20 protein-coding genes are annotated in these 21,631 nt (G+C 70.1%); 10 read left to right on the forward strand and 10 right to left on the reverse strand.

Translation table 11 applies throughout. The features are described from left to right. Nucleotides 1–53 precede the first annotated feature (53 nt). From fdxA to GRF61_RS17610, 7 genes are all read right to left on the reverse strand, one after another. Complete coding sequence (gene fdxA, locus GRF61_RS17580) at nt 54–398, reverse strand: ferredoxin FdxA (protein WP_169151932.1); 345 nt, start codon at nt 396–398, stop codon at nt 54–56. 11 nt (nt 399–409) lie between these two features. Further along, nucleotides 410–1,351, reverse strand: a complete 942-nt coding sequence (locus GRF61_RS17585) for a HEAT repeat domain-containing protein (protein WP_211166050.1) — start codon at nt 1,349–1,351, stop codon at nt 410–412. An 11-nt stretch (nt 1,352–1,362) separates the two neighbouring features. Continuing rightward, a complete protein-coding gene (locus tag GRF61_RS17590; RefSeq protein ID WP_133594993.1) occupies nt 1,363–1,596 on the reverse strand; it encodes a ferredoxin family protein in 234 nt (77 codons plus the stop codon). Between the two features lie 41 nt (nt 1,597–1,637). Beyond that, nucleotides 1,638–3,368: a fumarate reductase/succinate dehydrogenase flavoprotein subunit gene (locus GRF61_RS17595; RefSeq protein ID WP_169151933.1), complete on the reverse strand. Its 1,731-nt coding sequence runs from the start codon at nt 3,366–3,368 to the stop codon at nt 1,638–1,640. A 48-nt stretch (nt 3,369–3,416) separates the two neighbouring features. Next, complete coding sequence (locus GRF61_RS17600; protein ID WP_169151934.1) at nt 3,417–4,190, reverse strand: GntR family transcriptional regulator; 774 nt, start codon at nt 4,188–4,190, stop codon at nt 3,417–3,419. A gap of 122 nt (nt 4,191–4,312) precedes the next feature. Then, nucleotides 4,313–5,152: a sulfite exporter TauE/SafE family protein gene (locus GRF61_RS17605; RefSeq protein WP_211166051.1), complete on the reverse strand. Its 840-nt coding sequence runs from the start codon at nt 5,150–5,152 to the stop codon at nt 4,313–4,315. Between the two features lie 221 nt (nt 5,153–5,373). Further along, on the reverse strand, nt 5,374–6,420 hold the full coding sequence (locus GRF61_RS17610; protein WP_169151936.1) for a putative sulfate exporter family transporter: 1,047 nt from the start codon (nt 6,418–6,420) through the stop codon (nt 5,374–5,376). Between the two features lie 97 nt (nt 6,421–6,517). Here GRF61_RS17610 and GRF61_RS17615 point away from each other — a divergent pair, with 97 nt between their 5' ends. Next, complete coding sequence (locus GRF61_RS17615; protein ID WP_169151937.1) at nt 6,518–7,408, forward strand: LysR family transcriptional regulator; 891 nt, start codon at nt 6,518–6,520, stop codon at nt 7,406–7,408. 1 nt (nt 7,409) lies between these two features. Here GRF61_RS17615 and GRF61_RS17620 read toward each other — a convergent pair whose 3' ends face one another. Beyond that, nucleotides 7,410–8,459: a patatin-like phospholipase family protein gene (locus GRF61_RS17620; RefSeq protein WP_169151938.1), complete on the reverse strand. Its 1,050-nt coding sequence runs from the start codon at nt 8,457–8,459 to the stop codon at nt 7,410–7,412. A gap of 76 nt (nt 8,460–8,535) precedes the next feature. After that, entirely contained in the window at nt 8,536–9,828 is a 1,293-nt protein-coding gene (egtB, locus tag GRF61_RS17625) for an ergothioneine biosynthesis protein EgtB (RefSeq protein WP_169151939.1), read from the reverse strand. A gap of 186 nt (nt 9,829–10,014) precedes the next feature. On the opposite strand from egtB, the gene GRF61_RS17630 reads away from it, so the two are divergent. The 3 genes from GRF61_RS17630 (at nt 10,015) to GRF61_RS17640 (ending at nt 14,300) form a co-directional block, all read left to right on the forward strand. Further along, the gene (locus GRF61_RS17630; protein ID WP_169151940.1) at nt 10,015–10,521 is read left to right on the forward strand and encodes a sigma-70 family RNA polymerase sigma factor; all 507 of its coding nucleotides are present in this window, start codon (nt 10,015–10,017) and stop codon (nt 10,519–10,521) included. Further along, nucleotides 10,518–11,537: a FecR domain-containing protein gene (locus tag GRF61_RS17635; protein WP_348982425.1), complete on the forward strand. Its 1,020-nt coding sequence runs from the start codon at nt 10,518–10,520 to the stop codon at nt 11,535–11,537. Before GRF61_RS17630 ends, GRF61_RS17635 begins: the two co-directional genes overlap by 4 nt. A gap of 207 nt (nt 11,538–11,744) precedes the next feature. Next, nucleotides 11,745–14,300, forward strand: coding sequence for a TonB-dependent receptor (locus tag GRF61_RS17640; protein ID WP_169151941.1), 2,556 nt, complete (start codon nt 11,745–11,747; stop codon nt 14,298–14,300). 287 nt (nt 14,301–14,587) lie between these two features. Here the strand turns inward: GRF61_RS17640 and GRF61_RS17645 are convergent, their stop codons facing one another. Beyond that, nucleotides 14,588–14,803, reverse strand: a complete 216-nt coding sequence (locus GRF61_RS17645; RefSeq protein ID WP_169151942.1) for a YlcI/YnfO family protein — start codon at nt 14,801–14,803, stop codon at nt 14,588–14,590. A gap of 206 nt (nt 14,804–15,009) precedes the next feature. On the opposite strand from GRF61_RS17645, the gene GRF61_RS17650 reads away from it, so the two are divergent. The 6 genes from GRF61_RS17650 to GRF61_RS17675 all read left to right on the forward strand — a co-directional run bounded on the left by GRF61_RS17650 (nt 15,010) and on the right by GRF61_RS17675 (nt 21,533). Then, on the forward strand, nt 15,010–15,513 hold the full coding sequence (locus GRF61_RS17650; RefSeq protein WP_169151943.1) for a sigma-70 family RNA polymerase sigma factor: 504 nt from the start codon (nt 15,010–15,012) through the stop codon (nt 15,511–15,513). Continuing rightward, nucleotides 15,510–16,517: a FecR domain-containing protein gene (locus tag GRF61_RS17655; protein WP_169151944.1), complete on the forward strand. Its 1,008-nt coding sequence runs from the start codon at nt 15,510–15,512 to the stop codon at nt 16,515–16,517. The genes GRF61_RS17650 and GRF61_RS17655 overlap by 4 nt, the downstream gene beginning before the upstream one ends. Nucleotides 16,518–16,853: 336 nt before the next feature. Beyond that, nucleotides 16,854–19,343 (forward strand): TonB-dependent receptor, encoded by a 2,490-nt coding sequence (locus GRF61_RS17660; protein ID WP_211166052.1) that lies wholly within the window; start codon nt 16,854–16,856, stop codon nt 19,341–19,343. Between the two features lie 121 nt (nt 19,344–19,464). Further along, the gene (locus tag GRF61_RS17665; protein ID WP_169151945.1) at nt 19,465–19,863 is read left to right on the forward strand and encodes a DUF423 domain-containing protein; all 399 of its coding nucleotides are present in this window, start codon (nt 19,465–19,467) and stop codon (nt 19,861–19,863) included. Nucleotides 19,864–20,091: 228 nt separating this feature from the next. Continuing rightward, nucleotides 20,092–20,586, forward strand: coding sequence for a sigma-70 family RNA polymerase sigma factor (locus GRF61_RS17670; RefSeq protein ID WP_169151946.1), 495 nt, complete (start codon nt 20,092–20,094; stop codon nt 20,584–20,586). Further along, complete coding sequence (locus tag GRF61_RS17675) at nt 20,583–21,533, forward strand: FecR domain-containing protein (RefSeq protein ID WP_169151947.1); 951 nt, start codon at nt 20,583–20,585, stop codon at nt 21,531–21,533. Before GRF61_RS17670 ends, GRF61_RS17675 begins: the two co-directional genes overlap by 4 nt. Nucleotides 21,534–21,631: the final 98 nt, after the last annotated feature.

Consider the following 21,631-nt stretch of genomic DNA (forward strand, 5'->3'; position numbering starts at 1 on the left):
TTGAAGGGCTGGTTGAGGGGCTGGTTGAGGGGCGGGTTCTGAAAGGGCGTGCCTCAGGCCGGTGGCGCCGCGCCGGCGGTATCGAGGAAGGCGCGTTTGTCCGCCACCTCCGCCCACCGTTCGGCGTCCGCCAGCGGCTCGCGGGCCTCGGCAATCGATGGCCAGACCGCGGCCAGTTCGGCATTGAGGGCGATGAAGGCCTCCTGTCCGGCGGGCAGGTCGTCTTCGGCGTAGATGGCGCCCACCGGGCATTCCGGCACGCAGACGCCGCAATCGATGCAGCCGTCCGGGTTGATGACGAGGAAGTTGGGCCCCTCGTGGAAGCACTCCACCGGGCAGACGGCGACGCAGTCGGTGTACTTGCAGCGCACGCAGGCTTCGGTGACGACGTAAGTCATGGCGCGCTCCTTCAGGCCTGGGCGAGGCCGATGGCGGTGAGGGCGAGGCGGGCGAGCTTGCGCACGTCCGGGTCGGGGTCCTGCAGAGCCTTTTCCAGCGCCGGGATGGCGCGGGCGTCGCCGACCTCGCCGAGGGCGATGGCGGCTTCCTTGCGCAGGTTGCCCATGGGGTGGGACAGCGCCTCCACCAGCGCCGGCAGGCCGGCGGCGGCCTTGAGCAGGCCGAGGCTGCGCGCCGCCTTCACCCGCACCTGCCAGTAGTCGTCGGCCATGGCCTTCACCAGATCGGGAATGGCGGGCCCGAGGCGCAGCTTGCCCACCGTCTGCGCCGCTTCGTCCCGCACCATCCAGGCGGTATCGCCCAGCGCGCGGGTGAGCGCCGGCAGCACGCTGACGCCGCTGGCGTAGCCCAGCGCGCCGATGGCGATGCGGCGCACCTCGGCGTCCGGGTCGTGGGCGGCGACCTCGGCCAGCTCGCCGATGGCCTCGGTTTTCTTCAGGTAGCCGAGCACGCCGACCGCCTCGCGCCGCACGCCGGGGTCGGCGTCGCGCAGCGCCGCCATGGCCGGGGCGAAGGCGGCTTCCACCCGCAGCGCGCGCACCGCGCGGAAGGCCAGCATGCGCACTTCGGCGGCCTGCCCTTCCAGCAGCGGCAGCAGCGGCGCGGCGGAGGCGGGCTGCTTGAGTTCGGCCAGCACCTGGCCGGCGGCCTCGCGCACACCGGCATCGGCATCCAGCAGCATGGTGGCCAGCGCGGCCACCACCGGGATTTCCTCGTAGCCTTCGAGGGCGCGCACCGCTTCGGTCCGCACCGCGGCGTCGCTGTCGAGCAGGCGCGGCAGCAGCAGCGGCACGATGTCGTCCTCGTCGCCATAGGGCAGGTCGATGACGGCCAGGCGGCGCACTTCGGCGTCGGCGCTTTCCAGGCGTTCGGCAAGGGAGAGCATCTGCATGGCGGCCCTCCTCAGCGCAGCAGGTAGGGGATGCTGACCTGCACCGCGCCGGTGGGGCAGTCGGTTTCGCAGGGCAGGCAGTACCAGCACTCGTCGAACTGCATGAAGGCTTTCTTCTTCACCAGGTCGATGGCGAGCACGTCCAGCGGGCAGACATCCACGCAGACGGTACAGCCCTTCTCGGCGATGCACTTGTCCTCGTCGACGGCGACGGGGGCCTGGGTGGGGGTGATGGCGATGGTCATGGTCTGATTTCCTCTCGCGTCGGGTTCGGGAATTCCTGGGCTCAGGCGGCAGCGGCGCTGGGGGCGACGCGCAGGCGCTGGTAGGCGGTGCGCTCCTGCTCGTCGATGGCGACGATGTAGGGCTCCACCGCCTTCTTGCGCAGGCTCATGGCGCCGTCGGCGCCCTTGCTCAGCAGCGAGTGGCAGAACCAGTCGGCGTCGTTGCGCTCGGGGAAATCGACATAGTGGTGGTACAGGCCCCAGCGGCTCTCGGTGCGGAACAGCGAGGCGCGGGCGGCCATCTCGGCGCAGTCGAGGATGGAGTGGGCCTCCATCGCCCGCATCAGCTCGTGCGGGTTGGCGGCGCTCATCTGCAGCGCGTCCTCGCGGATCTCGTCGAAGCGGCGCAGGGCGATCTCGTACTTGCGGGTGATCTTGGGCGGCTGCAGGTAGTCGTTCACCAGCCGACGCGTCTTGTACTCGACCTGGAAGGGGGTGAGGCCGTCGCCACGGCCCAGCGGCGCGGCGATGCGGGCGCGCTCGGCTTCCACCGCGTCCTCGTCCACCGCCAGCGGGTTGCGGCCGTCGCAGTACTCGGCGGCGTTCTCGCCGCACAGCCGGCCATAGACGAAGGCGCCCAGCATGTAGTTGTGCGGCACGCTGGCGCAGTCGCCGGCGGCGTACAGGCCCTTCACCGAGGTTTCGCCGCGGGCGTTGACGTGGATGCCGGAGGCGCTGTGGCCGCTGCAGAAGCCGATCTCGGAGATGTGCATCTCCACCATCTCGCTGCGGTAGTCGTTGCCGCGCTTCTCGTGGAAGCGGCCGCGGCTGGGGCGCTCGTTGGTGTGCAGGATGTGCTCGATCTCGCCTATGGTTTCCTCGGCCAGGTGGTCCAGCTTGAGGAACACCGGGCCGTTGCCGCTCTGCAGCTCGCGGTGGAATTCCAGCATCATCTGGCCGCTCCAGTAGTCGCACTCGATGAAGCGCTCGCCCTTGGAGTTGGCGGTGAAGCCGCCGAAGGGGCCGGTGACGTAGGCACAGGCGGGGCCGTTGTAGTCCTTGATCAGCGGGTTGATCTGGAAGCACTCGAGGTTGGCCAGGTCGGCGCCGGCGTGGTAGGCCATGGCGTGGCCGTCGCCGCAGTTGGTCGGGTTCTCGTAGGTGCCCATCAGGTAACCGGAGGCCGGCAGGCCGATGCGGCCGGCGGCGCCGGTGCTGATGACCGCCGCCTTGCAGCGGATGACGTAGAAGTCCGCGGTGCGGCAGTCGAAGCCCAGCACCGCGTTCACCGCGCCGTCGGCGCCGGTGAGCACGCGGGTGACCACTACCCGGTTGGTCACCTCCACCCGGCCGCGCTTCAACTGGCGGTAGAGGATCTTCTTCATGTGGTGGCCTTCGGGCATCGGCAGCACGTAGCTGCCGAGGTGGTGCACCTTGCGCACCGCGTAGTCGCCGGTCTCGTCCTTCTCGAACTTGACGCCCCAGCGGTCCAGCTCCTGGATCATGTCGAAGCTGCCGGCGGCGTAGGCCATCACCGCTTCCTGGTCGACGATGCCGTCGTTGGCGACGGTGATCTCCTTTACGTACTGCTCGGGCGTCGCATGGCCGGGGATGACGGCGTTGTTGAGGCCGTCCATGCCCATCGAGATGGCGCCGCTGCGCTTCACGTTGGCCTTGTCGACCAGCAGCACCTTGAGTTGAGGATTCCTTTCCTTCGCTTTCACCGCGGCCATCGGTCCGCCGGTACCCCCGCCGATGACGACAAGGTCGTACTGCAGGTCTATGCGTTTCATGGTCTCTCCTGGGGTTGGGGCGTGCGCCGGGCGGCGTCCCGCCGGTACTCAGCTGCGCTCTATGCGCAGGCGGTACTGGAAGGCGTCGCCTCGGTAGTAAAGGAACTCGAAGTCCAGCGGCTGCTCGCCGGCGTAGGTCATGCGCTCCATGCGCAGCAGCGGCGCGCCCTCGTCGGTGCCGAGGTGGCGCGCCAGCGATTCGTCGGCGGAAATGGCCTCGATCTGCAGGTCGGCGTGGGTGAGGTCGTGGCCGAAGTCGTTCTCGAGGATGACGAAGATGTCGCGGGTGGCGAGGTCTTCCTGCACCAGCCGTTCGCCGATGGCGGGCGGGAAGTAGCTGACGTCCACCGAGATGGGCTCGCGGTTGAGGTAGCGCAGGCGCTGGATCTCGAACACCGCCTCGCCCGGCCGGAGGCCGAAGCGCGCCGCCACCACCTGGCTGGCCTCCACTTGGCGGGCGGACAGCAGCAGCGAATAGGTTTCGTAGCCGGAGGGCGCCATCGCCTCGCCGAAACCCTGCAGCCGCGACAGGCTCTGGAAGGCCTTGGGCTTGGCGACGAAGCTGCCCTTGCCCATCACCTTGAAGATCAGCCCCTCCTTCTGCAGGTCGCCCAGCGCCTGGCGGATGGTGATGCGGCTGACGCCGAAGGCTTCCATCATCTGGCTCTCGGAGGGCATCTGCGAGTGCGGCGCATAGCTGCCATCCAGGATGCGCCGGCGCAGCACCTCGCGTATCTGGGTGTGCAGCGGCACCGGCGAAACCGCGTCTATCGCATCGCCCGAAGCCTTGGAAACCACTGCGATCTGCTTACGGCTGGACATGAAAAACCTCGCTCCCGGCACAACCTGTTATGACGAGTTCTATTAAGCAAACACGGTGCCAATTCCATCGCATCGCAACATCCTCCATCAACAACATGATTACATTGAATTAAAAGGACTTTTCATGAAATTTCATGCAATGCTTCGCATGAAATCCTGCACTGCGGAAGTGCGTGGCCGGCCCACTTCGGTGCGGCTTCCGCCGCCTTCGGCCACGCCGCCATCGCTCCCGCCAGCAGCAGCAGCGCCAGCACGAAAGGACGGAAGTGGGCGCGGCCGATCAGCGCATACAGACGGCCGCCGGCCATGCCACCGAGCAGGAACAGCGGCGCCAGCGCCAGCCAGGCCAGCGCCTCCGCCCAGCTCAGCATGCCCAGCGCCAGAATGGCCGCCAGCGCCACCGGATACAGCCAGGCGAAGAAGACGATGAAGTTGGCGCGGGCGCGGTGGTTGTCCGCCTCCACCCCCAGCAGATAAAGAATGGCCGGCGGCCCGCCGACGCCGCCCAGGCCGGTGAGTACGCCGCTCAACGCGCCCACACCCAGCGACAGCGGCCGCGAACGCCCGCCGGGCAGGCTGCGGCCAGCCATCAGCGCGCAGGCGCTGAGCATCACCGCGCCGCCTATCACCATGCCGAAGGCCCGCGCCGGCAGCACATGCACCAGCGCGATGCCACAGGGCACGCCAGCGAAGGCGGCCAACGTCATCGGCAGCATCACCTCCCGGTCCACCAGCCGGCTGGCGGCGGCGGTGGCGGCACGGCCCATGGGCAGCGCATTCAAGAGCGTGACCAGGCACAGCGTTTCCCGCGCCGGCAACACCATGGACAGCAGCGGCGCCATCAATAGCGCCGAACCGAAACCGGTGAGCCCGCGCAGCGCTCCGCCGGCCGCGGTGGCGAAGGCAACCAGCGCCCAGGTGGCGGCGTCGTGCGCGGCAAAAACGGCGCTGATCTGATCCAAGCGGGGCTCCTGGTCGAACGGGGAAGAAGGGCGGCGGCATGCCGGACGGCCACCGCCGGACAGCGGCTGAGGGCGCAGACATCCTAACCTGTTATAACAAGTTGGAGCTAGGAAAAAAGCCCGCTGCCCACTCACCTCGGCGCCCCGCCGGAATGCCAGGGCAAGGCCGGCTACAGCCAGCCCGCCCCGGCCCGATTCCCATCCCTTGAAAGCGTGCGCGCTCATGCCAGCCACCCGGCGATCACCACCATGAACAGCCCCGCCGCCAGCAACCACGCCCACAGCAGCGCCGCCAGCAGCCACACCCGGCTGCCGGCCTGGCGGATGTCGGCCAGCCGCGTCGCCGCGCCCAGCCCGGCCAGCCCGACCGCCAGCAGCAGCTGGGCAAGCACGCCGCCCCAGTGCATCACCGCCTGCGGCAGCGTGCCGCTGACGGCAAGCACGATGGCGGCGATGAAGGCCCATAGGAACAGCGGCAGCCCAGCGCGGCGAGCACTCTTTCCGTCACCCGCGCCCTGGTCCGCCCGCGGCCGGCCGCAGCGCACCGCCAGCCACACCATGGCCGGCGCCAGCAGCATCACCCGCATCATCTTCTCGATCAGCGCGCTGGCCTCGGCGCCCGACCCGACCGCCGCGGCAGCCGCCACCACATGGCCCAGCTCATGCACCGTCAGCCCCAGCCACAGACCGAAGGCGGCGTCGCCCAGGCCCAGCAAGCCGGCCAGCAGGGGATGCAGCAGCGGCAGCAGGTACATGCCCAGCGTGCCGAACACCACCACCGCCGCCACCGCGGCGGACACCGCCCGCGCCCGGGCGCCGAGCACTCCATCGGCCGCGGCCACCGCCGCCGCGCCGCAGATGGCGCTGCCGCAGCCGACCAGCAGCGCGCTGTCCCGGTCCAGGCCGAGGCGGCGGCCCAGCGTCTGCGCCAGCGCCAGCGTGGAAGCCACCATCAGCGCCGCCATCGCCACCCCGCTCCAGCCCACCAGCGCCAGATCGTCCGCGCCGATGCGCAAGCCATAGAGGGCGATGCCGGCACGCATCAACGGTCCGCGCGCCAGCGCGATGCCGGCCGCGCCACCGGCGGGCAGCCGCGGCCACAGGTTGCCGGCGACCATGCCCAGCGCCACCGCTAGCGGCAGCCAGCCGAGGCCGTGGCGGGCGAAGGCCGGCACCGCCGCCAGGGCAGCCGCTGCCAGCGTGATCAGCAGGCAGCCGGCGAGGCCGAATCGCAGGCCGAAACCCGGCCCTTGCGCGCTTATCTCCATCTCTTCTATCGATATAAGAAATTGAGAAAAAGCTTAGAGCCAGCCCTATCATTCGTACAGCTCATGGAAGTTACAGCTGCATTACCTGAGGTTATGAATGAATCTGCACCTGTTGCGCATCTATGTCGCGGTGGTCGAGGCCGGCAGTTTTTCGCGGGCGGCGGAGGCGCTGGGCATCAGCCAGCCGGCCGCTTCCAAGGCGGTGCGGGAGCTGGAATCCCAGCTCGACAACGTGCTGCTGGACCGCCAGGGCCGCGGCTTCCGCCCCAGCGAGGCCGGCCAGGCGCTGTACGGCTATGGCCGCAGCATCTTCGCGCTGGAGCGGGAGGCGGACGAGGCGGTGCGCGCCTACGCCGGGCTGGCGCGCGGCCGCCTGGTCATCGGCGCCAGCACCACCATCGCCAGCTACTGGCTGCCGCCCTACCTGGTCGCCTTCGGCGATCGCCACCCCGGCGTGTCGCTGCAGGTGCGCGCCGCCAATACGCAGCAGGTAGTGGAGCTGCTGCTGGACTGCGCGGTGGACGTGGCGCTGGTGGAGGGCGAGCCGGGCGAGGCGCCGGTGGAATGCCGGCCGTGGCGGCAGGAGGAGATGATCGTGCTCGGGCCGCGCGAGGCGCCGGGCGAGGCGGCAGCGCCGCTGGCCGCAAGGCGCTGGATCGTGCGCGAGCCGGGCTCCGGCAGCCGGGCGGCCACCGAGCGCCTGCTGGCGGAGATCGGCCTGGACTCGCCCGCGCTGCTGGAGGTGGGCAGCAACGAGGCGGTGGTGCAGGCGGTGGCGGCTGGCGCCGGGGTCGGCCTGGTGCCGCGCATCTGCGCGCGGGACCAGCTGGCCTTGGGCCGGGTGCGGCGGCTGGCGCTGGAGGGCGGGGCCGCGCAGCGCGCGCCCATCCGCCGCCAGCTCTATCGCCTGCGCCTGCCGCAGCGGCCGGTGAGCACCGCGGCGCTGGCCTTCGAGGCGCTGCTGGGCGAAGGCGCCGGCGTCCAGTAGCTCAGTAGAACATCCGCGCCAGATCCACCGAGGAGCGCCGGCCGATCAGCGAGAAGTGCGCCGCCAGCCAGGCCTTGGCCCGTTCCCGTCCCTGGTCGCGCAGCATTTCGAGGAAGGAGAGCTTGGCGGTGAGACGGCTTTCGGCGCTGAGGCTGCTGAGCAGTTCCTCCGCCTCTACGAGGTGGAAGCGCGTCTGCTGCAGCCGGCGCTCGAATCGGCCGGTGGGCAGCAGCGAGCGGCCGACGAATTCGGTGGCGTGGGCGAACATGCGCATCTCGCGCAGGAAGGTGGAGTTGAAGGCGAGATCCAGCGAGCGGGCGCGGATTTCCTCGGCGCTGCGCGGCGTTTCGCCATGCACCAGCGGGCTCAGCAGCACCAGCAGGATGTCGCGCGCACTGCAGTCGTAGAACAGCGGGAACACCGCCGGGTTGGCGGAATAGGCGCCGTCCCAGTAGGGCTCGCCGTCTATCTCCACCGCCTTGTGCAGCATCGGCAGGCAGGCCGAGGCGAGCAGCGCATGCACGCTCAGCTCCGGCGCCTGGAACAGCCGCAGCTTGCCGGTGTTGGCGTGGGTGGCGGCGATGAAGAGCTTCACCGGGCTGGCGGCGCGCAGGCGCTCGAAATCCACTTGTTCGGCGACGATGTCGCGCAGCGGATCGACGTCGAAGGGGTTCATCTGCGCCGGCGAGAAGTGGCGCGCCCACTGCAGCATCATGCGCATGCCCAGCGCGGAGTTTTCCGGCGGCGTGGGAAAGGACTCGAAAGGCAGCTCGAAGGGCAGTTCCACCGGCATGCGGAAGGAGGTGGCGCTACCCACCGCCCGCCAGAAGCGCGCCAGCGCCTCGCGCGCGCCGTCGCGCCCGCCCCGCAGCAGGCCGTGGGCCATCACCACCGCGTTCATGGCGCCAGCGCTGGTGCCGCTGATGCCGTCGAACTGCAACCGGCCGTCTTCCAGCAGCGCGTCCAGCACGCCCCAGGTGAAAGCGCCATGAGCGCCGCCGCCCTGCAGGGCGAGGCTCACCAGATGGGACGGACGCGGGCGGAACAGCATGGTCGGACTCCTGGACGGGGCACTGGCCGCAAGCATGCGCGCTTTCGCCGCCGCAGGTCACGCGGCGGCTGGCCGCTCAGAGATTGTCGGCCAGCCGGAAGCCCTGGAACTGCCAGCGATCCTGCGGGTAGAAGAAGTTGCGGTAGCTGGGGCGGATGTGGTCCGCCGGCGTCACGCAGGAGCCGCCGCGCAGCACCATCTGGTTGCACATGAACTTGCCGTTGTACTCGCCCAGCGCGCCCTCGGCGGCACGGTAGCCGGGGTAAGGCAGGTAGGCCGAGGCGGTGTGCTCCCAGACATCGCCATAGAGCTGCAGCAGGCCTTCGCTGGCCGGCGCGACGATGGGCTGCAGGTAGCCGGTCTCGCGCAGGTTGCCCTCCTGGGTGCAGTCCTCCGCCGCCACCTCCCACTCCGCCTCGGTCGGCAACCGACACCCGGCCCAGGCGGCGTAGGCGGCGGCCTCGTAGTGGCTTACATGGCACACCGGCTCGTCCGGATTCAGCGGCGCCATGCCGCCCAGGGTGAAGTGCCACCACTCGCCGTCCTGCCGCTCCCAGTACAGCGGCGCGTTCCAGCCCTCCTGCTGGAGGCGGGCCCAGCCGTCGGACAGCCACAGCGCCGGGTTGCGGTAGCCGCCGGACTCGATGAAGGCGAGGAATTCGCCATTGGTCACCGGCCGCGAGGCGAGGCGGAAGGGCTCCAGGTAGACGTTGTGGCGCGGGCTCTCGTTGTCGTAGGAAAAGCCTTCGCCCACATGGCCGATGCGGCGCACGCCGCCCTCGAACTCCACCCACTGGGTGGCCGGCCGGCGGCGCACCGGCGGCAGCGGCAGGTCGTCCCGGTACACCGGCCGCAGCGGGTTGGCGTAGAAGTTGCGCTTGATGTCGGTGAGCAGCAGCTCCTGATGCTGCTGCTCGTGATTGAGGCCGATCTCCAGCCGCTGCAGGATCTCCGGCCACGGCAGCTCGGCGCGCTCTTCCAGCAGCGCCAGCAGGTACTCGTCCACATGGCCGCGGTAGCGGTACACCTCTTCCACCGTAGGCCGTGACAGCGTGCCGCGGGCGCAGCGCGAGAAGGGTTCGCCCACCTGCTCGTAGTAGGAGTTGAACAGGCTGCGGTAGGCCGGATTGAAGACCTGGTAGCCCGGCATGTACTCGCACAGGATGAAGGTTTCGAAGAACCAGCTGACGTGGGCCAGGTGCCACTTCGCCGGGCTGGCCTCCACCGCTGCCTGGATCACGTAGTCCTCCGCCGCCAGCGGCGCGCAGATCACCCCGCTGGCCGCGCGCACCCGGCGATAGCGCTCCGCCCACTCCGCACGCGACAGTTCCTCTTCTTCACCCAGGGTCTGTTGAGTCAGCCGCTTCATGACAGGTCCTCGCCGAGCAGAGGGCTTAGCAGAACAAACAACCGGTGCCGCCGTCAATCGGCGCCGGCCGCGTCCTGCGCAAGATCGGCGGCCAGCGCCACATGCCTTGACGCCTGCCGGTCCAAACCAAAATAATGAGAACGATTCGCAATTTCGTCACAGCCTTCGCATGCCCCGGAGCAAATCTTGAGCCTTACCGTCCAGCCCGACCCGGTCGCAGAGCTCTACCGCAGCCATCACGGCTGGCTGCATGGCTGGTTGCGGCGCAAGCTGGGCTGCTCCGACAAGGCGGCCGACCTCGCCCACGACACCTTCCTGCGGGTGCTGGCACGGCGGCCGGCGAGCGCGCTGGAACAACCGCGCGCCTACCTCGGCACCATCGCCCGCGGCCTGCTGATCGACCACTGGCGGCGGCGCGAGCTGGAGCAAGCCTGGCTGGACACCCTGGCCACGCTGCCGCAGCCGCAACTGCCGTCGCTGGAAGAACGCGCCATCCTGCTGGAAACCCTGCACGCCATAGACCGCATGCTGGACGGCCTCAAGCCGGCGGTGCGGCAGGCCTTCCTGTGGGCGCAGCTGGAAGGCCTGAGCTGCCCCCGCATCGCCGAACGCCTGGGCGTTTCCCTCGCCACCGCCGAGCGCTACGTCGCCCAGGCGCTGCGCCACTGCTACGCCCTGCACTTCCCGGCGTGAATCCGCCCAAGGCCGGAAGGGCGGAGGCCACCACCGCCGAAGCGCTGCCGGACGAGGTGGTGGATGCCGCCATCGCCTGGGCGGTGAAGCTGGACTACGGCACGCCGACTCCGGCGCAGCGGGCCGAGCTGGAGCACTGGCTGGCCGCCGACCAGCGCCATGCCCTGGCCTGGCAACGGCTGCGCAGCATGCGCAAGGATTTCAGCGGCCTGCCGCAGAAGCTGGCGCTGGATACCCTGAACGCCGTAGACAACCGCGCGCGCAGCCGCCGGCGCAGCTCGCTGAAGCTGCTCTCCCTCGGCGGCGCCGGCCTGTTCGCAGCCTGGATGGCGCGCCAGCACACACCCTGGCAGCGGCTGGTGGCCGACGCCAGCACCGGCCTCGGCGAGCGCCGCCGGCTGGAACTGGCCGACGGCACGGTGCTGGACCTGAACACCGATAGCGCGGTGAGCACCACGCTGACCGACGACAGCCGCCTGATCCAGCTGCATCGCGGCGAGGTCCGCATCGCCACCGGCGCTGACACCGGGGCGCTGACCCGCCGCGGCGCCAAGCGGCCCTTCCTGGTGCGCACACCCCACGGCACGCTGGAAGCGCTGGGCACCCGCTTCGTCGTCCGCCTGGAAGCGGAGCGCGGCTGGGTCAGCGTGCAGGAAGGCGCGGTGTCGGTGCAGCCGGAAGCCGCGCCCGCCGCGCTGCTGCGGCCGGGCGAAAGCCGCTGGTTCCTGCACGGTGCCAGCCTGCCGGCACCGGCGGATGGCATGGAGGCCGGCGCCTGGACGGACGGCGTCATCGCCGGCCACGACATCCGCCTGGCCGACCTGCTCGCCGAGCTGGGCCGCTACCGCCGCGGCTTCCTGGTGTGCGATCCGCGGGTCGCCGACCTGCGCCTGTCCGGCATCTACCAGCTGAACGACACCGACGCCACCCTCGCCTTCCTCACCCGCACCCAGCCGCTGCAGCTCAAGTACCGCAGCCGCTTCTGGGTCCGGGTGGAACCGCTCGACCAGCCCTGAACCGCGCCCGCAGCGCGGGCCAGCACATACGGCCAGCAGCAGCCACCAAAGCCACGGCCTGCGCCGCCTCCAGCGCTCTCCCGCCTATCCACCGCCTCACCCGCGACAAAAAAGTTGCCGCCCTGTTGAGGGGATTCCGCATCTCGTCCGGCTTGACCGAGGAAGGCTCTCCGCGAGCCTCATTCCTGACCCAGATTCGAGGACGCCATGCACATCTCCCGCCCAGCCAGCCGCCCTGGCCCTTCCCGCCACCGCGGCAAACTCCCCCGCCGCAGCGCGCTCGCCAGCGCCCTGGCTGGCGCCACCCTGTGCCTGGGCCTGGGCGCCCTGCCGGCCGCCGCCCAGGCGCAAAGCGCCGAAGTGCGCAGCGCCCGCATGCTGGAATTCGCCATCGCCGCCGGCCCGCTGGATGCCGCGCTCGACCGCTTCGCCCGCAGCGCCGGCATCAACCTCTCCTACGACGCCGCGCTGGTCGCCGGCCTCTCCAGCCGCGGCCTGCAGGGCGGCTACACCATCGCCGACGGCCTCACAACGCTGCTCGCCGGCACCGGCCTGGAAGCGGTCGCCCGGACCGGCGGCTACAGCCTGCGCCGCGCGCCAGCTGCACCGAACGCGGCCAGGCCGGCGACCACGCTGGCCGAAGTACGGGTGAAAGCCCGCCGTGCCGGCGACGGCACCACCGAGGACAGCGGCTCCTACACCAGCCGCGTCACCAGCATCGCCTCCAAGACGGACATGGCTTTCCGCGAGATTCCGCAATCGCTCTCCGTCATCACCCACGAGCAGATCAACGACCAGAAGCTGGTGGACATCAACGATGCGCTCAAGCTGATGCCCGGCATCACCGCCAACCGCATGAACGACAACACCTACAACTTCTATTCCCGCGGCTTCCAGATCACCTCCATGCAGGTGGACGGTGGCGCGCCGCTGGCGCTGGGCGCCTACACCTATGGCCCGCTGCAGGACATGGCCTTCTACGACCGGGTGGAGGTCATGCGCGGCGCCTCCGGCCTGCTCGGCGGCATGGGCGACCCCGGCGGCATCATCAACCTCGCGCGCAAGAAACCGCTGGCCGAGCCCCAGGCCATCGTCGAGCTCTCCGCCGGCAGCTGGGACAACTACCGCGCCATGGCCGACCTCAGCGGCCCGCTCAACGAGGCCGCCAGCCTCCGCGGCCGCGCGGTCGTGCTGTACGAGAACCGCGACTACCACCTCGACCACCGCAACACCGAGAAGCCCGCCTTCTACGGCGTTCTCGAGGCCGACCTCGGCGAACGCACCTTGCTCACCCTGGGCGGCAGCTACACCCGCCGCAACGAGACCGGCGGCGGCTCCGGCCTGCCGCTGTATGCCGACGGCAGCTCGCCCCGCTACAAGCGCAGCGACAGCCTGACCCAATCCTGGGCCTACAAGGACAGCGACGAAACCGAGCTCTTCGCCCAGCTCGCCCACACCTTCTCCAGCGGCTGGGCGCTCAAGTTCAACCTCACCCACAGCGAAACCGAGACCGAGGCCGACACCGCCTTCGTCGGCGGGCCGGTGGATCCCGTCACCCACCAGGGCGTCTGGGCCGGCGGCCACTACGAATACGAGAACCGCCAGGACCTGGCCGACATCAACCTCAGCGGCACCTTCGACCTCTTCGGCCGCAGCCACGAACTGCTGGTCGGGGCCGACTGGCAGCGGGTGAAGAGCCGCTGGGTGTCCGCCACCTTCCCGGGCCACTGGAGCGATCCGGCGGATGTGCTGGACGGCGGCGGCGGATGGAATCCGGACCGCGACGTCTCCCAGCGCGGCCACACCCGCTTCGGCCCCTGGGGCCAGGAGCAGGTAGGCGGCTACGCGGTGCTGCGCCTGCACCCGACCGACCGCCTGCATCTGGTCGCCGGCGCCCGCGCCAGCCGCTACGAGTTCGACCAGCGCATCTCCTCCAAGCCCAACGCGGCGGCGCCGTGGGTCGTCAGCTCCGACCTGCCCTTCAGCCTCAAGACCAAGATCACGCCCTACGGCGGCGTGATCTACGACTTCGCCGACAACTGGTCCGCCTACCTGAGCTACGCCAGCATCTACAAGCCGCAATCGCTGATGCTCTACGGCCCTCCGCCCGGCAGCCGCTCACTGGACCCGATCGAGGGCAAGAGCTACGAAGCCGGCGTCAAGGGCGAACTCTACGGCGGCCGCCTCAACGCCACCCTCAGCGTATTCAGCGTCGAGCGCACCGGCACCGCCCTGCAGGACAGCCGTTACCCCTCCAACTACGACGCCTGGGCCGGCAACTGCTGCTATCTGCCGCAGGGCAAGGTCACCAGCCGTGGCGTGGACGTGGAGATCGGCGGCGAGCTGATGCCCGGCTGGCAGGCCGCGGTGGGCTACACCTTCAACATTTCCCGCGACGAGAAGGCCAGCACCAACTACAGCAGCATCACCCCGCGCCACCTGCTGAAGCTATCCACCGCCTACACCCTGCCGGGCGAGCTGTGGCGCTGGAAGGTGGGCGGCAGCGCCCACATCCAGAGCGACACCTCGGTCAGCGACACCATCACCCTCAACGGCAACACCCAGCCCTACGACTTCAAGCAGGGCGGCTACGCGATCGTGAACGCCCTGGTGCAGTACCGCCTGGACCCGAAGTGGACGCTGGCACTGAACCTCAACAACCTGTTCGACCGGGTGTATTACGAGCGCATCGGCACCGTCTCCGACGGCAACTGGTACGGCACACCCTTCAACGCCATGCTGACGTTGCGCTACCAGCACTGAGCGGCCATTCCACTGAAATGCGGCCCGCGCCAGACCAACGCGGGCCGCATCGCGCCACCGCCACGGCCGGCCTCAAGAGCGAGCCCGTCAGCGGCCAGCTGGTAGCCGCGCCGCGGTGTACGAAATCCAGCGACCGCATGCCGACGGCGATGCCGGAAAACATGCTCAAGCTGTTGGACAAGAAGTAGCTGGACACGCCGCACGGCACCTTCCACGCGGCCATCAAGGCGCCCCGCGCACCGGCAGCCTGGGGCCGGACTACACCTTCCCGGCGCAACCGGCGCGGCTCAAGACTGCGCCGGCTCCCGCAGCGCCACCAATGCGTCCCGCTCCACGGCCGGCATCGTGCTCGCCGGAAAGGCGAGGTGGCGGCGCAACTCCACCTGGGCGCGCAAGGCCTTGCCGACGAAGTTGGAGAGGCTCTCCCCTTCCTCCAGCACGCCTTCCATGGCGCTGCGTAGCGAAGGCTCCACGTGGAGCGGCGGAAAGGTGGTGGACTTCATCGCAGCCTCCCTGCTGGCAACCGGGGCATCCCGGCGGGACGCATACACTGCGCCGCCCCCCGGCCTGCCGCAAGCGGGGCATCCCCCCAAGCTACCCATTGACGGCAAAAACCCCCGCTATGAAAATAAGAACAATTCCCATTTGACTCAGCCAGTCCCTCCGGCCCAGCCAGAGTCGCCCGCTTCCCTTCTGCCCGGAGCCGCCCGTGGACCAGCCTGCCAACGCCGTCGCCGATCTCTACCGTGAGCACAACGGCTGGCTGCAAGGCTGGCTGCGGCGCAAGTTGGGCTGCAAGCACCAGGCGGCGGACTTCGCCCACGACACCTTCCTCAAGGTGCTCACCCGGCTGGAACGGCCAACCTTGCGCGAACCGCGCGCCTACCTCGTCACCATCGCCCACGGCCTGGTGGTAAACCACTGGCGGCGCCAGGAAGTGGAACGCGCCTACCTGGAAACCCTGGCCCTGCAGCCGGAAGCGCTGGCGCCCTCCGAGGAGGAACGCGCACTGCTGCTGGAAGCGCTGTACCAGCTGGACGCCCTGCTCCACCGCCTCAACCCCAAGGCCCGCCGTGCCTTCCTGCTCGCCCAGCTGGACGGCCTCGGCTACCGCGAGATTGCCGTGCAGCTGGAGGTCTCCGAACGCATGGTGAAGAAGTACATGGCGCAGGCCATGCTGCACTGCCTGCAAGCGGAGATCGCCCTGCCATGAGCGCACTGCATGCCCGCCGCCCCGCCAGCACGGCAGACGGCCAGATCGAGTTGCAGGTGCTGCAGCAAGCAGCGGAATGGTTTGCGTTGCTGCGCTCGCCCGGCGTCGCCGACACCGACTGGCGCGACTGGCAGCACTGGCGCGAGGCCGACAGCCGCCACCAGGCCGCCTGGGCGCGGGTGGAAGCCATCAGCGGCGCCTTCGAACGCCTGCCCGCCAGCGACAAGCCGAACGCCCGCCGCACGCTGGAGCGCGCCGCCGGCCGCCAGGCGCGCCGCCGCAGCGCGCTGAAGATGCTGGGCCTGCTGTGCGGCGCCGGCGTCGCCGGCTGGAGCGCCAGCCGCAGCGCGCCGTGGCTGGAATGGAATGCGGCCTACCGGACCGCCACCGGCGAAGTGCGCCAGATCGAACTGGCCGACGGCGGCCAGGTGTGGCTCAACACCGCCAGCGCGCTGGACGTGCGCTACACGCCCACGCTGCGGGCGCTGCGGCTGCACCGCGGCGAGATCCTGGTGCAGACGGCGAAGACCCCGCCGGACCGGGTGGAGCGCCCCTTCGTCGTAGACACCGCCGCCGGCCGCCTGCGTGCGCTGGGCACCCGCTTCAGCGTGCGCATGCTGGGCGACGCTGCGCAGGTCTCGGTATTCCAGGGCGCGGTGGAAATGTCCCCCGCCGGCGGCGCCCCCGCCACCGTGCTGCAGGCCGGCGAACAGCGCACGCTCCACGCTGCCGGCAGCGGCCCGGCGACGCCGGCAAGCACCGCCCGCCAGGCCTGGTCCCAGGGCCTGCTGCTGGCGGAGAACATGCGGCTGGGCGACTTCATCGCCGAGCTCGCCAACTACCGCCGCGGCTACCTCGACTGCGCGCCGGAGGTGGCCGACCTGCGGCTGGTGGGCGTCTACGAAGCCGCCGACACCGACCGCACCCTGGCCGCCCTGGCCGCCACCCTGCCGGTGCGCATCCACGCGCCGCTGCCGTGGTGGGTAAGAGTGGTGCCGCGCTGAAGAACCGCGAGGCGGGCAGGACGAAGCAGCCCGCTCCACCAGCCTCACAGGCTTTCCCCCAGAACGAAAAAGCCACTTCCCACCCCCCACAGCCGGACACGACACGACCGCTGGAGCACCACCTGTTTCCTCCCCTCTCCCGCAAGGGGAGAGGAAGTAACACCACCCAGCCCCGCAGCTCACTCACTGCACCCGATCAGCGCAAGCTTCCCTTCCCCTCCACCAAATTTCTCCACCCCGCAGGTTCCCTTTTCCCTGGTCTCGATTGGCTTACCGGATGAAAGCGGCTTCATCCGCCCACCTTCTCCACCAATCGACCGATCCGAAAGGCCCGCCATGCACGCTGCGACCGCCCCGTCCGCGCCCCGACACCACCGCGCCTCCACCTTGAAGCCCACGCTCATCGCCCGCGCCGTCTGCGCTGCCCTGCTCGGCCTGCCGCTGCTGATGGGTACCGGCGGCAGCCTGGCGCAATCCGCCGTCGTCGAGACCAGCCGCAGCTATGCCGTGCCCGCCGGGCCGCTGGCCGGCGCGCTGGTGAACCTGGCCGCCCAGGCCGGCATCCAGCTGTCGGTGGATGCCAGCCTCACCGCCGCGCTGCACAGCCCGGGCGTGCGGGGCACCCATACCGTGGATGCCGCGCTCGCCGCCGCCCTGGCGGGCACCGGGCTGGAGGCCATACGCCGCGGCGACAACGAATACACCCTGCGCAAGCTGCCGCCGCGCGCCGCCGGCGAGACCACGCTGGCGCCGGTCACCGTGGCCGCCACCGCCACCAATCCGGCGGTCACAGAGGACAGCGCCTCCTACACCACGCCGCAGATGGGCACCGCCACCAAGCTGGCGCTTGCCATGCGCGAGACGCCGCAGTCGGTCACCGTGGTCACCCGCCAGCGCATGGACGACTCCGCCGCGCTCACCCTCAGCGATGTGCTGCGCGGCACCCCCGGCCTCAACGTCAGCAACGCCGACGGGCCGGGGCGCACCTCCTTCGGCGCACGCGGCTTCGCCCTCGACAACGTGATGTACGACGGCCTGCCCTCGCGCTACCAGGGCTGGGTGGTAGGCACGGTGCCCAACATGGCGATGTACGACCGGGTGGAGGTGGTGCGCGGCGCCACCGGCCTGGTCACCGGCAGCGGCAACCCGTCGGCGGCGGTCAACGTGGTGCGCAAGCGCCCCACCGCCGACACCCGCCTCAGCCTCACCGCCCGCGCCGGCAGCTGGGACAACTACCAGGGCGAGGTGGACGCCTCCGGCCCGCTCAATGCCGCCGGCACCCTGCGCGGCCGCGTAGTCGGCAGCCTCCAGGAGGCGAACACCTTCCGCGACGGCGAGGAGTACCGCCACGGCCTGTTCTACGGCGTGGTGGAAGCCGATCTCGGCGAACGCACCACCCTCACCCTGGGCGCCTCCTACCAGGACGACTACACCAACCACTTCTGGGGCGGCCTGCCGCTGACGGCCGACGGCCGCCACATGAACCTGCCGCGCTCGGCCAACCCGAGCAACGACTGGGAACGCAAGAACCAGTATCTGAGCACCGTGTTCGGCGACCTGGTGCATCGCCTGGACAACGGCTGGACGCTGCGCCTGGCGGCCAGCCAGTCGTGGCAGGACGCGGTCTTCCTCGGCACCTACATCTACCGCGACGCCACCACCGACGTGCTCGGCCACAACGCCTGGCGCGGCGACTACGACGAGGACCAGGCCACCTACGACGCCTACGCCAGCGGCCCCTTCCAGCTGTTCGGCCGCCAGCACGAGCTCGCCTTCGGCACCAGCCGCCGGCAGGTGGACATGCGCACCCAGAACTACAGCGGCGGCGGCATCATCAGCGCCGGCATCGACCTGTGGAACTGGGACAACGGCAGCATCGCCGAACCCGACTTCGTGCCCACCACCACTTCCCGCAACGTCACCACCCAGGACGGCCTCTACCTCACCACCCGGCTCAACCTCGCCGACCCGCTCAAGCTCATCCTCGGCGCCCGGCTGGACTGGTATGACTACGACAACCGCAGCGGTAGCGGCGACTACAGCGTCACCCGCAACCTCACCCGCTACGGCGGCATCGTCTACGACCTCGACCACCAGCACTCGCTGTACGCCAGCTACACCGACATCTTCCAGCCGCAGACCAACAAGGGCGTGGACGGCAAGCTCCTCGAACCCGTCCAGGGCGAGAACTACGAGCTGGGCATCAAGGGCGAGTATTTCGGCGGCAGCCTCAACGCCAGCGCCGCGGTGTTCCAGATCGAGCAGAGCAACCGCGCCAAGCTGCTGGCCGACCAGGGCCCCTGCCCCAGCTACCCCGGCACCTCCTGCTACGAGGCCTCCGGCCTGGTCCGCAGCAAGGGCGTGGAACTGGAGATCCAGGGCGCCCTCTCGCCCGACTGGCAGGTCGCCGCCGGCTACACCTATGTCAGCGCCGAGTACGTGCGCGACGCCGACCAGAGCAACGAGGGCAAGAACTTCGCCACCGACAGCCCCCACAGCGTGTTCAAGCTCTCCACCCTCTACCGCTTCGGCGGCGCGCTGCAGGCCTGGCGCGTGGGCGGCAGCCTGTACCGGCAGAGCCGCATCTACAACGACGGCACCCTCCCCGACGGCACCGCCTTCCGCGTCCAGCAGAAGGGCTACACGCTGGCCGACCTGATGGTGGGCTACCGGGTGGACAAGCAGCTGGACCTGCAGCTGAACGTGAACAACCTGTTCGACCGCAAGTACTACAAGGCGGTGGGCTACGACACCCGCTGGGGCTCCACCGACACCTACGGCGACCCGCGCAGCTTCATGCTGACGGCACGGTACAGCTTCTTCTGATACCGGCCTGAGCCCTTTCCGGCACGCCCACCGGGGCGCGCCGCCCCGGCGGCCAGCGCGGCAGCGCCGGGCCGCCGCTTCATGGCAGACTCGCGCCTTCTCCTTCCGCGCGCCTTCATCCATGTTCCGCTACTGGTCCCTGCTCGCCGGCCTGCTCGGCGCCCTCGGCGTCGCCGTCGCCGCCTGGAGCTCCCACGGCCTGCCCCACTTCGTGCCCGCCGACCAACTCGCCGTCGCGCTGGAGCGCGCCCGCGCCGCCACCCTGCACCACATGCTGCACACCGTGGCGCTGCTGGGCGTGGCGCTGTGGGCCCGGCAGGGCGGCAACGCCCTGCTGCACCTCGCCGGCGCCCTCTTCGTCGCCGGCATCGCCGGCTTCTCCGGCGGCATCTACCTGCGCCTGGCCACCGGCATCGACAGCGGCCCGCTGGTGTACGTGGTGCCGGTGGGCGGCAGCTGCCTCATCCTCGGCTGGCTGGCGCTGGGTGTGGCCGGCTGGCTGCAGAAGCCGTCGCGCTGAAGCCGCCGGCGCTGCGGCGCACAGGAAGGTCCGGCGCAGCCCGCCGGATCTTTTCATTTCCGCGGCCAGCAAGGTATGGGCCGCGCGATTGCGGAAAAGAGCGGCCAGACCCGTCGCCTCCCGCAATTGACGACGACAGGGCCTGCATCACAGAATAAGAAGCATTCTCGATAGCAAGCCAGCCCCGCGGGGTAGCCAGCCAAGGGTTCAACCTTACCGAGCGCCCCCGTGTCCGCCCCTCCAGCCCATCCCGTCGCCGAGCTCTACGCCGATCACCATCGCTGGCTGCACGCCTGGCTGCGCCGCAAGCTGGGCTGCACCCACCACGCCGCCGACGTGGCGCACGACACCTTCCTGCGCCTGCTCAGTCGTGAGGACATGCCCGCCTTCCAGGAGCCGCGTGCCTATCTGACGCGCATTGCCCGCAACCTGATGGCTGACCACTGGCGCCGGCAGGAACTGGAGCGTGCCTACCTCGACGCCCTGGCCCTGCTGCCGGAGCCGGAATACCCCTCGCCGGAAAGCCGGCTGCTGATCGTCGACACCCTGCTGCGCATCGACCGCTGCCTTCACGGCTTGCCGGCCCTCACCCGGCGCATCTTCCTGCGCTCCCAGCTGGACGGCCTCATCTACGCAGACATCGCTGCCGAGCTCGGTGTGTCGCTGCCCACCGTCAAACGCCACATGAGCAAGGCCTTCCTCGCCTGCCTGAGCGTGGAATGATGTTCCGCAAACGCTCCACCACCATAGATCCGGCCATCCTCAAGGAAGCGGCCGACTGGTTGATGCACTTGCACGCCGGCAGCGCCGGCCCGGCGGAATGGCAGGCGGTGGAAGCCTGGCGCGCCCGCAGCCCCGCCCACGGCCTGGCCTGGCAGCGCGCCGAAGCCCTGCTGGGCGAACTGCGGCACCTGCCGGCCGGGCCCGCCCGCAGCGCCCTCGAACACCCCAGCCCGCGCCGCCGGCAACTGCTGCGCCTGGCCTGGATACCCGCGCTACCGGCTGGATGGCTGGCCTGGCGGCAGGTTTCAGTGGATGGCGATCGCTGGCAGAGCGCCACCGGCGAGCAGCGCCCGCTGACCTTGGCCGACGGCACCCGCCTGCTGCTCAACACCGCGACCGAGGTGGTCGTACGCTTCGACGCGCAAATGCGCCTGATCCGCCTGCTCACCGGCGAGATCCTCGTCACCAGCGCGCCGGATCCGCAGGCACGCCCGCTCATCGTCGTCACGGTCGACGGCGCGGCCCGCGCCCTCGGCACCCGCTTCTCGGTGCGCCGCAGCAGCGGGGAAGAAGGCAGCCGGGTCACCGTATTCGAAGGGGCGGTCGAGGTCGAAGCCGGCGGCCGGCGGCAACGGGTGAGCAGCGGCGAACGCCTCGCCTTCGGCACCCACGGCCCGGGCCTGCCGGAACCCAGCGAAGACGCGGTGGACGGCGCCTGGACGCAGGGCATGCTCATCGCCCGCAGCATGCGACTGGCCGACCTGCTCGCCGAGTTGGACCGCTACCGCCCCGGCATCCTGCGCTGTGACCCGGCAGTGGCCGAGCTGCGGGTTTCCGGCAGCTTCCCCCTGTTGGAACCGGAGCGCAGCCTGGATCTGCTGGCCGCCAGCTTCCCGCTGCGGGTGCGTTACCGCAGCCGCTACTGGGCCACCGTGGAAGCGGCTTGATACCTTTTTCCGTTTCGTCCGTCGTGTGGGATGAACTCCCCTGAAACACGCCGCGAAAGGAAAAACCGTGCCGCTCAAGCCCTTCCCCCGCCGCAGCC

The sequence above is a fragment of the Azoarcus sp. TTM-91 genome (assembly GCF_012911025.1).
GTDB lineage: Bacteria > Pseudomonadota > Gammaproteobacteria > Burkholderiales > Rhodocyclaceae > Azoarcus.

Bases quoted from the DNA above. Each gene is read 5' to 3' on its own strand.
- GRF61_RS17645 (WP_169151942.1), bottom strand. From the start codon at position 14,803: ATGAAGTCCACCACCTTTCCGCCGCTCCACGTGGAGCCTTCGCTACGC.
- GRF61_RS17665 (WP_169151945.1), top strand. From the start codon at position 19,465: ATGTTCCGCTACTGGTCCCTGCTCGCCGGCCTGCTCGGCGCCCTCGGC.
- GRF61_RS17600 (WP_169151934.1), bottom strand. From the start codon at position 4,190: ATGTCCAGCCGTAAGCAGATCGCAGTGGTTTCCAAGGCTTCGGGCGAT.
- GRF61_RS17620 (WP_169151938.1), bottom strand. From the start codon at position 8,459: ATGCTGTTCCGCCCGCGTCCGTCCCATCTGGTGAGCCTCGCCCTGCAG.
- GRF61_RS17585 (WP_211166050.1), bottom strand. From the start codon at position 1,351: ATGCAGATGCTCTCCCTTGCCGAACGCCTGGAAAGCGCCGACGCCGAA.
- fdxA (WP_169151932.1), bottom strand. From the start codon at position 398: ATGACTTACGTCGTCACCGAAGCCTGCGTGCGCTGCAAGTACACCGAC.
- GRF61_RS17660 (WP_211166052.1), top strand. From the start codon at position 16,854: ATGCACGCTGCGACCGCCCCGTCCGCGCCCCGACACCACCGCGCCTCC.
- GRF61_RS17595 (WP_169151933.1), bottom strand. From the start codon at position 3,368: ATGAAACGCATAGACCTGCAGTACGACCTTGTCGTCATCGGCGGGGGT.
- GRF61_RS17615 (WP_169151937.1), top strand. From the start codon at position 6,518: ATGAATCTGCACCTGTTGCGCATCTATGTCGCGGTGGTCGAGGCCGGC.
- GRF61_RS17590 (WP_133594993.1), bottom strand. From the start codon at position 1,596: ATGACCATCGCCATCACCCCCACCCAGGCCCCCGTCGCCGTCGACGAG.
- egtB (WP_169151939.1), bottom strand. From the start codon at position 9,828: ATGAAGCGGCTGACTCAACAGACCCTGGGTGAAGAAGAGGAACTGTCG.
- GRF61_RS17610 (WP_169151936.1), bottom strand. From the start codon at position 6,420: ATGGAGATAAGCGCGCAAGGGCCGGGTTTCGGCCTGCGATTCGGCCTC.
- GRF61_RS17640 (WP_169151941.1), top strand. From the start codon at position 11,745: ATGCACATCTCCCGCCCAGCCAGCCGCCCTGGCCCTTCCCGCCACCGC.
- GRF61_RS17655 (WP_169151944.1), top strand. From the start codon at position 15,510: ATGAGCGCACTGCATGCCCGCCGCCCCGCCAGCACGGCAGACGGCCAG.
- GRF61_RS17675 (WP_169151947.1), top strand. From the start codon at position 20,583: ATGATGTTCCGCAAACGCTCCACCACCATAGATCCGGCCATCCTCAAG.